This is a genomic window from Pseudomonas tremae, assembly GCF_001401155.1.
Lineage (GTDB): Bacteria > Pseudomonadota > Gammaproteobacteria > Pseudomonadales > Pseudomonadaceae > Aquipseudomonas > Aquipseudomonas tremae.
On the sequence record NZ_LJRO01000073.1, the window covers coordinates 64,781 to 80,126 of the forward strand.

A 15,346-nucleotide genomic window follows, 5' to 3' on the forward strand; every position below is an offset into this window, starting at 1 on the left:
GCTGTAGCGTGGGGACGAGCATCAGCCCGTCAGCCCGGTTGTATTCTGCAGCCCAGCCAGCAGCAGCCGCTGGTACAGCTCTTCGCGCAGGCCCTGCGGGTTGTCCAGTTGCATGCGCTGCAGATGCTGCTGGAAGGCTTCCGGCTCTGGAGCATCGAGGGTGGCTTTGCCCAGTTCGAGAATTTCTGTGAGCTTGAGTTTGCTTTTCAGCCAGTTCAGCGCCCGCAGCAGATCGCGCTCTTCAGGCGTGAAATCACAGCCCAACGGGTACTCGGTGAACAACGATGGGTAATGCGCTGAAGTTTCTCGCAGGCGTTCTGGTGTGTTCTGAGTAAAGCGCGGGTCGAGGTGGAAATCCTTGGGCAGCTTGCCAGCCTTTTGGGCCTGCTCGATCAAGCCAGGCTGAAACCTTGAGTCGGTGATATTCAGAATGCGTTCGATGACTGTGGCGTCGGTCTGGCCGCGCAGGTCGGCAATGCCGTATTCGGTCACGACGATGTCGCGCAGGTGCCGGGGGATCGTTGTATGGCCATATTGCCAGACGATATTTGAGCTGACCTCGCCGCCTGACTCGCGCCAACTGCGCAGCATTAGAATCGAACGAGCGCCTTCCAGTGCATGAGCCTGGGCGACGAAGTTGTATTGCCCGCCAACACCGCTGAGCACCCTGCCGTCTTCCAGCTGGTCGGCCACTGCTGCGCCCATCAGCGTGACGGTGAATGCGCTGTTGATGAAGCGCGCATCGCGTCGTTGCAGGCGCTTGAGGTCTTCCTGGCCATAAAGCTCGTTGATGTAGCTGATGGCAGTCATGTTGAATTGTGCCAGGCGTTCGGCAGGCAGCTCGCGCAGGCGTTGGTAAAAACTCGACGGCCCGAGGAAGAACCCGCCGTGCACGATTACGCCTTCAGGGTGCGCGTCTTCGTCCAGGGTGCCCATGTTGGCCAACCGCTGCAGCTCTGCATCGGCATACACCTTGCGCCGCACAATGCCTGCATCGGCCAGCACCAACAGCCCGTTGACGAACATCTCGCTACAGCCATAAAGACCGCTGGCGAAAGGCTGGGTACCGCCCTCCCGGTCGATCAGGGTCTGCCAGTTGCTCATGTTCAGCTCGGCCAGCAGGCTACGCCAGGTTTCGTTGTCGGCCTGCCTCGCCAGCAATGCGCCGGTCAGCGCATCGCCCATCGAGCCGATGCCTATCTGCAGCGTACCGCCGTCGCGCACCAATGTGCTGGTGTGCAGGCCGATCAGATGATCTTGATAGCCGACCGGCATGTTGGGCGTCGAAAACAGCGTGCTGCGCTCGTCTTCGTTCAACAGCAGATCGAAGGCTTCGACGTCCAGCTCCGAGTCGCCCGGCATGTACGGCAGGTCAGCGTGGACCTGGCCGAGCATCAGAATGGTTTCTCCGGCAGCTCGACGCTTGGCGATCATGGGCAGCAGATCGAGGGTCACGTCCGGGTTGCAGCTCAGGCTCAGCGTGGTCGGACGCTGATCATCGCGCGCTATCAGCTGCGCAATCAGGTTCAGCCCGTTGGCGTTGATGTCGCGGGCGGCGTGGCTGTAATTGCTGCTGACGTAGTCCTGCTGGGCCGGCGCACTGTCGAGCAGGCTGCCTGGCTGCATGAAGAACTGCTGGACGCGAATATTGGCGGGCAGTTTGTCGCGGCGCAGGGCGGAGAGGTATTCAAGCTCCGGATAGTCTCCGAATGTCCGTTCCAGAAACGGCTCCAGAAACCGCGCCTGCAAGCCCTCGCCCGGCGTGGGTCGACCAAGCGTCAGGGCGGTGTAGATCGTCAACCTTCGCTCGGGCAGCTGACTGATACGTTGGTACAGGGCGTTGACGAACCGATTGGGCTTGCCCAGCCCCAACGGCATGCCGAGATGAATATGCTCGGGTAACTGCGCCAGAACGTGATCGACGGCTTGCTCGATGGAACAGGAATACGGCATCCCGGCTCTCCTGAATTGTTATTGGATGCAGGTTGGACCGGTGACGAAGTGAAAGTGTTGCATGGCCACCGTGCTGATGCTCCAGAGTGTGACGCGGAGCGTCACGAAATGCATTCCCACGCGCGTGAAGAACGAGAGGCCTTCGCCATGCCGCGCGATTACGGTCAGGTGAGGGACCGGAATCATAGGGTTATTTCAGTCCGGACATGCTCTGGATGGTGCTTTTGAGTTCTTCGTCAGTGCAATCGCCGCAGGTGCCTTTCGGGGGCATGATGCTCAGGCCTTTGATGGTGCTGGCCAGCAGGCCATCCAGGCCGCCTGCTTTTTTCGCCCGCTCTTCCCAGGCTGGCGTGTCACCGATCTTCGGCGCGTTGAGCAGGCCGACGCTGTGGCAGGCTACGCAATGCGCAGCAATGATGTCGTCAGGGGATCGGGCATTGTCGGCGGCCTGAGTGTTCAGCGCCAAAATCGTCAACGTGCCCGCTATGGCCAGGTTCTTCAGGGTCGTCTTCACGCTGCACTCATCGGCATAAGGCGGTCAGAAATTAGCAGGCGTTGCAGCGCTGATCAGTCGCGCCGCAACATCGAACGGGTTGCGAAAGCGGTGCGGTCGAGTGCTTTCGAAGTAATAACTGTCGCCTGCCTCGAGCACGTAAGTGTCGTGTCCGACAACCAGCTCAAGCCGTCCTTCAACGAGAATTCCGGTTTCTTCGCCTTCGTGAACGAGCATTTCTTCGCCGGTATCGGCGCCCGGCGGGTAGGTTTCGGTCAGGAACGCGATGGCGCGGCCCTGATGCGACTTGCCGACCAGCTTCATAGTGACGGCACCGTCCGAGATATCAATCAGCTCGCTGGCCTTGTAGACCACCTGGGCTGCGTTCTCCGGCACGGTTTCTTCCGAGAAGAATTCGACCATGGACATCGGGATGCCGCCCAGCACCTTGCGCAGTGAGCTGATCGAAGGGCTTACGCTGTTTTTCTCGATCATGGAAATGGTGCTGTTGGTCACGCCTGCGCGCTTGGCGAGTTCTCGTTGGGACAGGCCCTTGAGCTTGCGGATCGATTGCAGCCGTTCACCCACGTCCAATGCGGCATTCCCCCGGTTTTTGTCAGGTCAGGTCGTTATGAACGCCATCATGGCAACAGCGTTCAATATTTACAACACTTCGACAGAAACCGAAACGTAAAGGACTGGCGCCGAGACGCAGGGATCAGTTTTCGGAATAGATACGCGGAACACGACGCAGATTGCAGAAGATCTGGTATGGAATCGTCTCAGCCTGCGCTGCAACTTCGCTGGCGAGCACGCCCTTGCCCCACAGCTCGACCCGACTGCCGAGCCTGGCCTGTGGCAACCCGGTCAGGTCCACGCAGAGCATGTCCATGGACACTCGGCCAATCAGCCTGGAGCGCTGGCCATCGACATGCACAGGCGTGCCGGACGGCGCGTGGCGCGGATAACCGTCGGCATATCCCATGGCCGCTACGCCGACCCGCAATGGGCAGTCGCTGACGAAGGTCGCGCCATAACCCACGGCCTCGCCAGCAGGCACTTCGCGCACGCTGATGATTTTCGATTCCAGCGTCATGACCGGTTGCAGCCGGTCTGCCAGTGGCTGCGACTGGCCAAACGGCGTAGCGCCGTAAAGCATGATGCCGGTACGCGACCAGTCGCTGCGGATCTTCGGCCAGCCCAACACGGCAGGCGAGTTTTTCAGGCTGGTTTCTGCCGCCAGCCCCTGGCAGGTGGCTTCGAACACTGCGTACTGTTCGGCGCTCGACGGGCTGTCCAGTTCGTCTGCACAGGCGAAGTGAGTCATCAGGACGACTTTCGCCACTTTGCCGCTGGCCAGCAGACGCTGGTGGGCCGCGCGATATTCCGAAGGGTACAGCCCGACGCGGTGCATGCCGGTGTCGAGCTTGAGCCAGACGGTTAACGGCTTGTCGAGGCGAGCCTTTTCAATGGCCTCCAGTTGCCAAATCGTATGCACAACCGTCCATAAGTCATGCTCGACAATCAGCGCCAGCTCATCCGCTTCAAAGAAGCCTTCGAGCAGCAGGATGGGCGCGCGAAGGCCGGCTGCGCGCAGCTCCAGCGCCTCTTCGATGCAGGCAACTGCGAAACCGTCGGCCTGTGCCTCCAGTGCCTGGGCGACACGCACTGCGCCGTGGCCATAAGCATCGGCTTTGATGACCGCAAGGGCCTTGCCGCCGCTGCTTTCTCGAGCCAGTTGGTAGTTGTGGCGCAGTGCCTGAAGATCAATAAGGGCGCGGGCTGGACGCATGGTGACGGTAGTTGCCTGAAGAGAGTAATCGAAGAAGAAAGCCCGGCGTTGTGGAGGCTGCGCCGGACCGTTGCGAAGCGTTATGGCAGTGCTGCGACAACCGACAGTTCGACAAGGATTTCCGGCTCGCACAACTTGGCTTCGACCGTTGCACGGGCGGGAGCGAAGCCCTTGGGCAACCACTTGTCCCACACACTGTTCATGCCGGCGAAGTGCGCGTCGATGTCCTTCAGGTAAATCGTGACCGCCAGAATACGCGTCTTGTCGGTGCCAGCCAGGTCGAGCAGACGCTCGATGCTGTTCAGGACCTCCCGGGTCTGTTGCTCGACACCTGCGGTCATGTCATCGCCCACCTGGCCTGACAGATAGACGGTGCCATTGTGGACGACGACCTGACTCATGCGCTCATTGGTGAGCTGGCGCTGGATTGACATGCTGTGCATTCTCCTGGGTGTGGCCGTAACGAGAGATATCAAGCCCTTGGGCACTGATCTGAGGTGTCTTGCGGGCGATGATATCTGCCAGCAAACGACCGGAACCACACGCCATCGTCCAGCCCAGCGTGCCGTGGCCTGTGTTGAGGAACAGGTTGCGGAACGGTGTTGCACCCACGATCGGCGTCCCGTCGGGTGTGGTCGGACGCAGCCCGGTCCAGAAGCTCGCCTGGCTCAAGTCGCCGCCCTGAGGATAGAGGTCACCGACGATCATCTCCAGCGTTTCGCGACGACGAGGGTTGAGCGAGAGGTCGAACCCGGCGATTTCGGCCATGCCACCGACCCGGATTCGGTTATCGAAACGGGTGATAGCGACCTTGTAGGTTTCATCGAGAATGGTCGATTTCGGCGCCATCTCGGGGCGGGTGATCGGCACCGTCAGCGAATACCCCTTGAGCGGGTACACCGGGGCCTTGATGCCCAGCGGCTTGAGCAACTGTGGCGAGTAACTGCCCAGCGCCAGCACATAGCGGTCTGCGGTTTCCAGCACGCCATCGACCCACACGCCGTTGATGCTATCGCCTGCGTGGTCAAGGCGCTCGATGTTCTGGCCGTAACGGAACTCGACGCCCAGTGCCACCGCCATCTCCGCCAGCCGCGTGGTGAACAGCTGGCAGTCACCGGTCTGGTCGTTGGGCAAGCGCAATGCGCCGCTCAGTATGCCGGTCACCCCGGCCAGTGCCGGTTCGACACGGGCAATGCCCTCGCGGTCCAGCAGCTCATAAGGAACACCGGACTGCTCGAGCACCGAGATGTCCTTGGCGGCATTGTCCAGTTGCGCCTGAGTACGGAACAGCTGGGTAGTGCCCAGGCGACGACCCTCGTAGGCAATCCCGGTTTCGATGCGCAGCTCGTCCAGGCAATCGCGGCTGTATTCGGAGAGGCGCACCATGCGCTCCTTGTTGACGGCATACCGGCTTGCCGTGCAGTTGCGCAGCATCTGGGCCATCCACAGGTATTGATCGATGTCGGTGGTGGCTTTGATCGCCAGTGGCGCATGGCGCTCCAGCAGCCACTTGATGGCCTTGAGCGGCACACCTGGCGCAGCCCAGGGCGAGGCATAGCCCGGAGAGACCTGGCCGGCATTGGCAAAACTGGTCTCCATGCCGGCAGCGGGCTGGCGGTCGATCACGGTCACCTGGAAACCGGTACGCGCCAGATAATAAGCACTGGTGGTACCGATGACGCCACTACCAAGGACCAGAACGCGCATGTCGACGACCTCATCGCGGATATCCGCTGATATTTTTAAGGTTAAAGCCAGAATGTGCGCAGTATATTGAGCTACGGGCAGTGTTTCTCACTGTATAACCGTTTATATTCAGCTTTTATTCACGGCATTAAACGCTTTGGTAGAGGGGAACTTGCCCGTGCGTACTCAACATCAGTCAAATCGCGAACTGGACAAGATTGATCGCAATATCCTGCGCATTCTTCAGGCAGATGCACGTATCTCGTTTACCGAGCTGGGCGAAAGGGTCGGCCTTTCGACCACGCCCTGTACCGAGCGCGTTCGTCGGCTGGAGCGCGAGGGCATCATCATGGGTTACAACGCCCGCCTGAACCCGCAAAGCCTCAAGGCCAGCCTGCTGGTCTTCGTGGAAATAAGCCTGGATTACAAGTCTGGCGACACCTTCGAAGAATTTCGCCGCGCCGTGCTGAAGCTGCCGCACGTGCTGGAGTGTCACCTGGTGTCCGGCGACTTCGACTATCTGGTCAAGGCGCGTATTTCCGAGATGGCGTCGTATCGCAAACTGCTGGGCGACATCCTGCTCAAGCTGCCGCATGTGCGCGAGTCCAAGAGCTACATCGTGATGGAGGAAGTGAAAGAAAGCCTGAACCTGCCTGTTCCCGAGTGATTCTGGCGCTTACACCAGCACCTGGCGGGTCGACGCCATGTACGCGTGTATCTGTTTTTCGACCTGCGGGTGGATGAGCTCCACCGGGCGGCGGTTGTTCGGGCACGGCAGGCTTGCAGTGGTGCCAAACAGGCGGCAGATCAGCGGGCGTTCGTCATACACCGTGCAGCCTTGCGGGCCCAGGTGGACACAGTTCAGCTCATCGAGCGCGGCTTCCTGCTCGGCGGCAGTCTTGCGCGGCAGGCGCGACATTTCTTCGGGCGACGTCGTGACCGGCCCGCAGCAATCGTGACAGCCGGGCACGCACTCGAACGAGGGAATCTGACGTCGCAGATCGCTGACTTTTTGGCGGTTGCAGCTCATTGAATCGATCATCCACACACAATGCAGGGAGTTTGCCTCAGTTGGCAGGCTCATGACAGCGGCTTATCCTCCCCTGCATACAAACATCGCCAACAGGAAGAATCCATGAACGCTCGCGTTCAGCATCCGAACCGTGACGCCCCTCATGTTGCCTCCTACTATGCTGCCAGCAGCCATCCGCAACCGGATCATGCTGTGCTTCAAGGCGAGCTGAAGGTGGACGTGTGTGTCGTGGGCGGTGGATTTTCCGGGCTCAACACTGCCATCGAACTGACCGAGCGCGGCTTGAGCGTGGCGCTGCTGGAAGCGCGCAAGATTGGTTGGGGGGCCAGCGGGCGTAACGGCGGGCAGTTGATTCGCGGCGTCGGCCATGACGTCGGGCAGTTCGCCAATGTCATTGGCAGTGACGGCGTGCGCCAGCTCAAGCTGCTGGGTATCGAGGCCGTCGAGATCGTACGCCAGCGTGTCGAGTGTTACGGCATCGACTGCGACCTGAAATGGGGTTATTGCGATCTGGCCAACAAACCGCGTGATCTGGACAGCCTGGCCGAGGACGCAGATGAACTGCGCAGCCTCGGTTATCGCCATGCTTTGCAGCTGCTGCAACCTGATCAGATGCGCAGCGTGGTGGGTTCCGATCGATACGTCGGCGGGCTGATCGACATGGGCTCCGGGCATCTGCATCCGTTGAACCTTGCGTTGGGCGAAGCGGCGGTCGCACAAGCGCTGGGCGTGCAGGTGTTCGAGCACTCTGCTGTGACTCGCATCGACTATGGCTCGCAGGTCAAGGTGCACACGGCTCAAGGGACGGTACTGGCGAAAACCCTGGTGCTCGGTTGCAACGCTTACCTCAATGACCTGAACCCGGAACTCAGCGGCAAGGTTTTGCCCGCAGGCAGTTACATCATTGCGACTGAGCCCTTGAGCGAGGCTCAGGCCAGTGCATTGCTGCCACAGGACATGGCCGTCTGCGATCAGCGCGTGACAGTGGACTACTATCGCCTGTCTGCCGACCGTCGCCTGTTGTTCGGAGGTGCCTGTCATTATTCAGGGCGTGATCCGCAGGATGTCGCCGCTTATATGCGTCCCAAGATGCTGGAAGTATTCCCGCAGCTGAAAGGCGTGAAAATCGATTATCAATGGGGCGGCATGATCGGTATCGGCGCCAACCGCCTGCCGCAGATCGGTCGGCTCAAGTCCCATCCCAACGTGTTTTATGCCCAGGCCTATTCGGGGCACGGCGTGAACGCCACGCACCTTGCGGGCCGCTTGCTCGCCGAAGCCATCAGCAGGCAGCACAGTGATGGTTTCGAGCTGTTCGCCAAGGTGCCGCACATGACCTTTCCGGGCGGCAAGCATCTGCGTTCGCCCTTACTGGCGCTGGGCATGCTCTGGCACCGGCTGAAAGAATTGCGCTGAAGGCTCACGTCCTCCAGAACGGTTTCATGGCCTCGGCCCTGGCCTGCCGGGCATCGAGGCCGATGTCGCGCAACTCATCATCGGTCAGCTCCAGCAAGGCGCGGCGGGATGTCCAGCGATGCTGGTAGCGCGCCCAGCGGCTCATGCCCGCCAGCAGGTCGATCTTTTGCGGACGGACTGTCTTGATGGCTGCCGCCCGATAGTCATTCAGTTCCTGGCTGTGAAGCGTCAGACGCACATCGCTGAACCCGTTCATTTCGATTCACTCATCTTGGTTGGGCGTGGGTCTATGATGAAACGACGGGCAAAACCAATACAGATTCAAAATGCAGTTATATTTTCCATACAGACTGCTGATAAATAGCTCTGAATGCTATATTTCTGCCCCATCTGTACTGCTATTGGCGTTGTAAATAACAAGAGGCCGTCATGACGCTCTACGTCAACCTTGCCGAACTACTCGGCTCGCGCATCGAAAACGGTTTTTATCGCCCTGGTGACCGCCTGCCTTCGGTGCGTGCGCTAAGCCTCGAACACGGCGTCAGTCTGAGCACTGTGCAGCAGGCATATCGGTTACTGGAAGACAACGGCCTGGCGTCACCCAAACCCAAGTCCGGTTATTTTGTGTCGGTCAGCAAGCGCGCTCCTGCGCTTCCGGCAGTAGGCCGTCCGGTGCAGAGGCCTGTGGATATCTCCCAATGGGATCAGGTGCTGGAGCTGATCCGCGTGGCGCCGCGCGACGCCGTGACCCAACTGGGGCGCGGCATGCCTGATGTCACCAGCCCGACTCTGAAGCCGCTGATGCGCGCGTTCAGCCAATTGAGTCGTCATCAGGACATGCCGGGTCTGTATTACGACAACATCTATGGCGTGCCTAGGTTGCGCGAACAGATCGCCCGGCTGATGCTCGATTCAGGCTGCAATTTGAGCGCCAGTGACCTGATTATCACCACCGGTTGTCACGAAGCCCTCTCTGCCAGCGTTCGCGCAATCTGTGAGCCGGGTGACATCGTTGCCGTGGACTCGCCCAGCTTTTTCGGCGCCATGCAGACCCTCAAGGGCGTCGGCATGAAAGCCATGGAGATTCCGACCGACCCACTGACCGGCATCAGTCTGGAAGCGCTGGAGCTGGCGCTCGAGCAGTGGCCGATCAAGGTCATCCAGTTGACGCCAAACTGCAACAACCCGCTCGGCTACATCATGCCGGAAGACCGCAAGCGTGCCCTGCTCACCTTGGCGCAACGCTTCGATGTGGCGATCATCGAAGACGATGTGTATGGCGACCTTGCGTACAACTACCCTCGCCCGCGCACCATCAAGTCCTTCGATGAAGACGGTCGCGTGCTGCTCTGCAGTTCTTTTTCCAAGACGCTTGCGCCCGGCCTGAGGGTTGGCTGGGTGGCGCCGGGGCGTTACCTGGAGCAAGTGCTGCACATGAAATACATCGGCACCGGTTCCACTGCCCCTCAACCGCAACTGGCTATCGCAGACTTTCTCGAAGGCGGTCATTACACGCCGCACGTAAGACGTATGCGTACCCAGTACCAGCGCAGTCGAGATCAGATCATCGACTGGGTGATGAGCTATTTTCCCGAAGGCACACGCGTCAGTCGTCCGCAAGGCGGCTTCATGCTGTGGGTAGAGTTGGCCGAGGGCTTTGACACTCAACGCCTGAACCGTGTCTTGCTGGACAGAGGCGTGCAGGTCGCCGTGGGCAGTATTTTCTCGGCATCGGGCAAGTATCGAAACTGCCTGCGCATGAATTACGCGTCCAGACCCACACGGGAAATCGAGAACGCAGTGCGTATCGTGGGCGAGACAATCACGCAACTGAATGCGCAAACTGACTGACGCTGGCAAATCTTTCCCGGTTTTGTCGGTCTTATCCGCAAGTCGAGCCATGTACAGACACGGAAACCAATTTGAACCATTCATGGGCCTTGCCCTTTTGCCTGCTGGTTGCATTGTGCGTCAGCGGTTGCGCGCACCAGGAAATCGCCAGCGAGCCAAGCCAGGCCATGCCGCCTTCAGGGTCGGCTTTCGGGCGCTCCATTCAGGCCATGGCGATGCCGCACGACGGGCGCTCGGGTTTTCGTCTTCTGCCTGACAGCAGCGATGCCTTCAAGGCTCGCGCCGAACTGATCCGTAACGCCAAAAGCAGCCTTGATCTGCAGTACTACATCGTTCACGACGGCCTGAGTACGCGCGCGCTGATCGACGAGTTGCTCAAAGCAGCAGACCGTGGCGTTCGTGTGCGCATCCTGCTGGACGACACCACCAGCGACGGGGTAGACCAGGCTATCGCTACGCTCGCTGCCCATCCGAACATCGAGATTCGCCTGTTCAACCCGCAAAACCTGGGGCGCGAGACCGGGATCACTCGTAGCCTGGGTCGCTTGATGAACCTCTCGCGTCAGCACCGGCGCATGCACAACAAGCTGTGGCTGGCCGATAGCAGTGTGGCGATTGTCGGTGGACGTAACCTGGGCGATGAGTACTTCGATGCCGAACCGAACCTGAACTTCACTGACATCGACATGCTCAGCGTCGGGCCGGTTGCCGAGCAACTGGGGCACAGCTTCGATCAGTACTGGAACAGCACACTGAGCAAGCCTATCGCCGAGTTCATGTACTTTTTGCCTGACGGCGAGGACCTTGCCGAAGCCCGTCGCAAGCTTGAAGACTCACTTGAGCAGGCGCACCAGCAGCACAAGGCCCTTTATGATCGGTTGATGGCCTACAAGACTCAGCCACGCATGAAAACCTGGCTCAACGAACTGGTCTGGGCTTACAACCAGGCGCTGTGGGATGCGCCCACCAAAGTCCTGGCGCAGGGCGAACCCGACCCGCACCTGCTGCTGACCACGCAATTGGCTCCGGAACTGCTGAACACCCGCAAGGAGCTGATGCTGATCTCCGCCTACTTCGTGCCGGGGCAGGTAGGCTTGCTGTACCTGACGGGTCGTGCCGATGCTGGCGTCAAGGTCAGCTTGCTGACCAATTCGCTGGAAGCCACCGATGTACCTGCCGTGCATGGTGGCTACGCACCTTATCGCAAGGCGCTGCTGGAACATGGTGTCAAACTTTTCGAATTGCGCCGCCAGCCGGGCGACACCGAAACCATGCGCAGCAGCGGGCCTCATCTATTCAAGAAAAGCCATTCGCTGGCCAGCTCCGAATCAAGCCTGCACAGCAAAGCGATGATCTTCGATCGGCAGAAAGTCTTTGTCGGCTCATTCAACTTCGACCCGCGTTCCGTGTTGTGGAACACCGAAGTCGGGGTTTTGGTCGACAGCCCGCAGTTGGCCGACCAACTGCGCGAGCTGACGTTGCAGGGTATGGCCCCGTCGCTGACTTACGAGGCGAGGCTGGAGGATGGCAAGGTGGTGTGGGTAACCGAAGACAATGGTCAGATCCACACCCTGCATACCGAGCCTGGCGATTTGTGGCGACGTTTCAACGCGTGGATGAGCCAGGCTATCGGTCTTGAAAGAATGCTTTAAGCGGGCGCAGCCAGTGCCCCGAAAGCACCGCGTCGCCTGATCAGAATCAACAGCCCCAGTGCGCCGGCCGCCATCAGCAGTGGCAAGGCTTCGCCGCTGACCCACTGGCCGCCCGCACCTGCGGCCAAGGGCCCGATCAGGCAGCCGATGCCCCAGAGCTGCGCAACATGGGCGTTGGCGCGCACCAGCGCATTGTCGCGATAACGCTCGCCGATCAGGATCAGTGAAAGGGTGAGCAACCCGCCTGCGCTGGCACCGAATACAGCCCACAACGGCCAGATCAGAACGGTATCGATCAACAGCGGCACCATCAGGCTGGACGCCAGCAACAGTATCGCGCAGCCGGTGAACATCGGGCGCCGCGAGATGCGGTCGGCGAGCATGCCGATCGGCAGTTGCAGCAAGGCATCGCCGACTACCACGACACTGACCATGATCAGCGCGATCTCCGGGGTAAAGCCGTGGCGTATGCAGTAAAGCGGCAACAGCGTCAGGATCAGCGCCTCGAACGCCGCAAACAACGCCACGGCCCAGGCAATGGCAGGCATGCCGCGACAGAAGCCAAGCAGGTCGGTGAAGGTGACATTGCAGGATTCGGTCAAAGGCGCGCCGGTGCGACCCAGAAGCAGAAACGGCGAGCCGACCAGCAACACGACGCCGATCCAGAAGCCGTAGTCGGCGTGGGTGCCAATTACGCCCAGCAACAACGGGCCGGCCAGCTGGCTCAGTGCGTAGGTGCTGCCATACAGCGCGACCAGTCGCCCGCGCAGGCGTTCGATCACCAACTGGTTGATCCAGCTTTCGCCCAGCACGAAGACGATGGTCAGAATGACCCCGAGTGTCAGACGCAGGACCAGCCATATCCAGTAGTACGGCAGCAGCGCCAGCGCCCCGACCGATACGGCGCCGCCCCACAGGCACAGGCGCATCAGATTAGCTGTACCGAAGCGCGCCGCGAGGCGGCTTGCCAGCGCAGCACCGACCAGCACGCCTACCGCAGGCATTCCCGCCATGATACCGATGGCAAACGATCCATAGCCCCAGCCTGCCAGACGCAACGAAACCAGCGGCATGCTGACGCCCATTGCCAGACCGACGCCCAGTACAGACGCCAGCACGGCAAAATATGTCCCCCAACGCATCTTCAAGCTCCTGCAAACCCTTATTGCGCGTTCAACATCGGACGCAGAGCGTCCAGAACGGCGTGCCCACGCTGGAGCGTGGGCACGACAGTATTCTCCCACTCATCGCTACTCACGCTCCAGCCCGGCAATACCAGGCGGAGCGTGAAGCCTGGGATTACAACTTGATCCAGGTGGATTTCAGCTCGGTGTACTTGTCAAACGCGTGCAGCGACTTGTCGCGACCGTTGCCTGACTGTTTGAAGCCGCCAAACGGTGCTGTCATGTCGCCGCCGTCGTATTGGTTCACCCATACGCTGCCTGCACGCAATGCCTTGGCGGTCAGGTGCGCCTTGGAGATGTTCGCGGTCCATACCGCAGCGGCCAGACCGTACTGCGTATCGTTGGCGATCTGGATGGCTTCTTCGGCGCTGTCGAAGGTCAATACCGACAGTACCGGCCCGAAGATTTCTTCCTGAGCGATTCTCATCGCGTTGTTAACCCCGTCGAATATCGTTGGCTCCACGTAAGTGCCGCCGGTTTCCTGCAGAATCCGCTTGCCACCTGCGACCAGTTTGGCGCCATCAGCGTGGCCAGCCTCAATGTAGGACAGTACGGTATTCATCTGCTGTGTATCGACCAGCGCACCGACATTGGTGGCCGGGTCCAGCGGGTTGCCAGGCTTCCAGGTGCCCAGCGCTGCTATGACCATCGGCAGGAAGAGGTCCTTGATGGAGCGCTCGACCAGCAGGCGTGAACCTGCGGTGCATACCTCGCCCTGATTGAAAGCAATCGCACTGGCAGCGGAGTCGGCGGCTGCCTGCAAATCCGGTGCGTCGGCAAACACAATGTTCGGACTTTTGCCGCCAGCTTCGAGCCAGACGCGCTTCATGTTCGATTCGCCCGCGTAGATCATCAGCTGCTTGGCGATTTTGGTCGAGCCGGTAAACACCACGGTGTCGACGTCCATATGCAGCGCCAGTGCTTTGCCGACAGTATGGCCATAGCCCGGCAACACATTGAGCACGCCTGCAGGAATACCGGCCTCGATGGCCAGTTGCGCGATGCGAATGGCAGTCAGCGGAGATTTTTCCGAGGGCTTGAGAACAACCGAATTACCGGTGGACAGCGCAGGGCCGAGCTTCCAGCAGGCCATCATCAACGGGAAATTCCACGGCACGATGGCAGCAACCACGCCGACCGGCTCGCGGGTCACCAGGCCCAATTGGTCATGAGGTGTGGCGGCCACTTCGTCATACAGCTTGTCGATGGCCTCGCCGCTCCAGCTCAAGGCTCTGGCGCCGCCGGGTATGTCGACACCGAGCGAATCGCTGATGGGTTTGCCCATGTCCAGTGTTTCAAGCAGGGCCAGCTCTTCGGCATTCTGCTCAAGCAGCCCTGCGAAACGGATCATGACGGCTTTGCGTCTGGCTGGTGCCAGGCGTGACCAGACGCCTGATTCAAAAGCGCTGCGAGCGCTATCTACAGCACGCTGGGCATCGTCAGCGTCGCAGCTGGCAACCTTGGCGAGCAACCGGCCATCAACCGGGCTGATGCAATCGAAAGTTTCGCCGGAGGCAGCAGCGGTGTACTCGCCTTGAATGAAGGCGCGGCCTTCGATCTTCAGATTCTGGGCGCGTTGCTCCCAGTAGGCGTGGGTCAGGGTGGTCATTTGCATGTCCTCCTCTTGCGGAATATGGGTGTGTCATGCTTGATTTCAGACACAATTCGAATGTTTCAGGGCAGCCGATACCCTAAACCAGCGGCCAATCAAAACCAATATATTTGACAGAGGTAGCGGTTGAGGTGCCTTTTCGTTGATTTTATTAAACAGGCCGGATGGGGGCAGCAAGGCACTTATGCCTGATTCCCTCGTCAAACCGTCAACGTATTCAGCTCAAGGGGTCATCATGAGTATCGCAAGTATCGTCGACTTCAGCGAAGCCAGCACCGCAGCCGAACACTACCGCCCGGCGCCGGAAAAGGTCTTCAAGGGCGACCCTGCACAGACAATTTATAACCACTACAACAGCCCGTGCGGGCAGATGAGCGCGGGTGTCTGGAATGGCGAACCAGGTCAATGGCAGGTGAATTACACCGAACATGAGTACTGCGAAATCGTTCAGGGCGTTTCGGTACTTCGGGACGAGGAAGGTAACGCCAAAACATTGCGTGCGGGCGACCGCTTCGTGATCCCGGCGGGTTTCAAGGGGACGTGGGAGGTGCTGGAAACATGTCGCAAGATTTATGTGGTGTTCGAGGCGACTGAACATACATAGATAACGCATCGCTTGGGGCGTTATGGGTGATTCTGAGTGCGTCCACTGAAGGACGCTCACTCAAAAAAGG

Annotated in this window: 15 protein-coding genes; 5 read left to right on the top strand and 10 right to left on the bottom strand. The window is 59.9% G+C overall.

Going from position 1 to position 15,346, the window contains the following annotated elements:
* Window positions 1-21: 21 nt before the first annotated feature.
* The 6 genes from ALO43_RS04685 to dadA form a co-directional block, all read right to left on the bottom strand.
* Window positions 22-1,953, bottom strand: a complete 1,932-nt coding sequence (locus ALO43_RS04685) for an acetyl-CoA hydrolase/transferase C-terminal domain-containing protein (protein ID WP_024691587.1) — start codon at window positions 1,951-1,953, stop codon at window positions 22-24.
* 190 nt (window positions 1,954-2,143) lie between these two features.
* Window positions 2,144-2,467, bottom strand: coding sequence for a c-type cytochrome (locus ALO43_RS04690; protein ID WP_005887662.1), 324 nt, complete (start codon window positions 2,465-2,467; stop codon window positions 2,144-2,146).
* A gap of 24 nt (window positions 2,468-2,491) precedes the next feature.
* Window positions 2,492-3,040 (bottom strand): cupin domain-containing protein, encoded by a 549-nt coding sequence (locus tag ALO43_RS04695; RefSeq protein WP_005887663.1) that lies wholly within the window; start codon window positions 3,038-3,040, stop codon window positions 2,492-2,494.
* A gap of 124 nt (window positions 3,041-3,164) precedes the next feature.
* Window positions 3,165-4,238: an alanine racemase gene (gene alr, locus ALO43_RS04700; protein WP_054997185.1), complete on the bottom strand. Its 1,074-nt coding sequence runs from the start codon at window positions 4,236-4,238 to the stop codon at window positions 3,165-3,167.
* Between the two features lie 80 nt (window positions 4,239-4,318).
* The gene (locus ALO43_RS04705) at window positions 4,319-4,672 is read right to left on the bottom strand and encodes a RidA family protein (RefSeq protein WP_005887667.1); all 354 of its coding nucleotides are present in this window, start codon (window positions 4,670-4,672) and stop codon (window positions 4,319-4,321) included.
* A complete protein-coding gene (dadA, locus tag ALO43_RS04710) occupies window positions 4,644-5,945 on the bottom strand; it encodes a D-amino acid dehydrogenase (protein WP_054997186.1) in 1,302 nt (433 codons plus the stop codon). The genes ALO43_RS04705 and dadA overlap by 29 nt, the downstream gene beginning before the upstream one ends.
* Window positions 5,946-6,102: 157 nt before the next feature.
* Here dadA and ALO43_RS04715 point away from each other — a divergent pair, with 157 nt between their 5' ends.
* Complete coding sequence (locus ALO43_RS04715) at window positions 6,103-6,591, top strand: Lrp/AsnC ligand binding domain-containing protein (RefSeq protein WP_005887671.1); 489 nt, start codon at window positions 6,103-6,105, stop codon at window positions 6,589-6,591.
* A 9-nt stretch (window positions 6,592-6,600) separates the two neighbouring features.
* Here ALO43_RS04715 and ALO43_RS04720 read toward each other — a convergent pair whose 3' ends face one another.
* Window positions 6,601-6,954, bottom strand: coding sequence for a YkgJ family cysteine cluster protein (locus ALO43_RS04720; RefSeq protein ID WP_005887673.1), 354 nt, complete (start codon window positions 6,952-6,954; stop codon window positions 6,601-6,603).
* Between the two features lie 105 nt (window positions 6,955-7,059).
* Between ALO43_RS04720 and ALO43_RS04725 the strand changes: the two genes are divergently transcribed.
* On the top strand, window positions 7,060-8,373 hold the full coding sequence (locus ALO43_RS04725) for an NAD(P)/FAD-dependent oxidoreductase (protein WP_053479911.1): 1,314 nt from the start codon (window positions 7,060-7,062) through the stop codon (window positions 8,371-8,373).
* A 4-nt stretch (window positions 8,374-8,377) separates the two neighbouring features.
* On the opposite strand, the gene ALO43_RS04730 is transcribed toward ALO43_RS04725, so the two are convergent.
* Window positions 8,378-8,629 carry a DUF1127 domain-containing protein gene (locus tag ALO43_RS04730; protein ID WP_005887677.1) on the bottom strand — a complete coding sequence of 84 codons (252 nt, stop codon included), beginning with the start codon at window positions 8,627-8,629 and terminating at the stop codon, window positions 8,378-8,380.
* A 173-nt stretch (window positions 8,630-8,802) separates the two neighbouring features.
* Between ALO43_RS04730 and ALO43_RS04735 the strand changes: the two genes are divergently transcribed.
* Together ALO43_RS04735 and ALO43_RS04740 are read left to right on the top strand one after the other, a co-directional pair.
* Window positions 8,803-10,224, top strand: a complete 1,422-nt coding sequence (locus tag ALO43_RS04735) for an aminotransferase-like domain-containing protein (protein WP_005887678.1) — start codon at window positions 8,803-8,805, stop codon at window positions 10,222-10,224.
* A 71-nt stretch (window positions 10,225-10,295) separates the two neighbouring features.
* Window positions 10,296-11,876: a phospholipase D family protein gene (locus ALO43_RS04740; RefSeq protein ID WP_024671436.1), complete on the top strand. Its 1,581-nt coding sequence runs from the start codon at window positions 10,296-10,298 to the stop codon at window positions 11,874-11,876.
* On the opposite strand, the gene ALO43_RS04745 is transcribed toward ALO43_RS04740, so the two are convergent.
* Both ALO43_RS04745 and ALO43_RS04750 read right to left on the bottom strand, forming a co-directional pair.
* Window positions 11,873-13,018 carry an MFS transporter gene (locus ALO43_RS04745; RefSeq protein WP_005887682.1) on the bottom strand — a complete coding sequence of 382 codons (1,146 nt, stop codon included), beginning with the start codon at window positions 13,016-13,018 and terminating at the stop codon, window positions 11,873-11,875. The two genes, ALO43_RS04740 and ALO43_RS04745, sit on opposite strands and share 4 nt — an antisense overlap.
* Window positions 13,019-13,175: 157 nt before the next feature.
* Window positions 13,176-14,669, bottom strand: coding sequence for an aldehyde dehydrogenase (locus tag ALO43_RS04750; RefSeq protein WP_054997207.1), 1,494 nt, complete (start codon window positions 14,667-14,669; stop codon window positions 13,176-13,178).
* Window positions 14,670-14,907: 238 nt separating this feature from the next.
* On the opposite strand from ALO43_RS04750, the gene ALO43_RS04755 reads away from it, so the two are divergent.
* Window positions 14,908-15,276 carry a cupin domain-containing protein gene (locus tag ALO43_RS04755; protein WP_005887686.1) on the top strand — a complete coding sequence of 123 codons (369 nt, stop codon included), beginning with the start codon at window positions 14,908-14,910 and terminating at the stop codon, window positions 15,274-15,276.
* Window positions 15,277-15,346 lie beyond the last annotated feature (70 nt).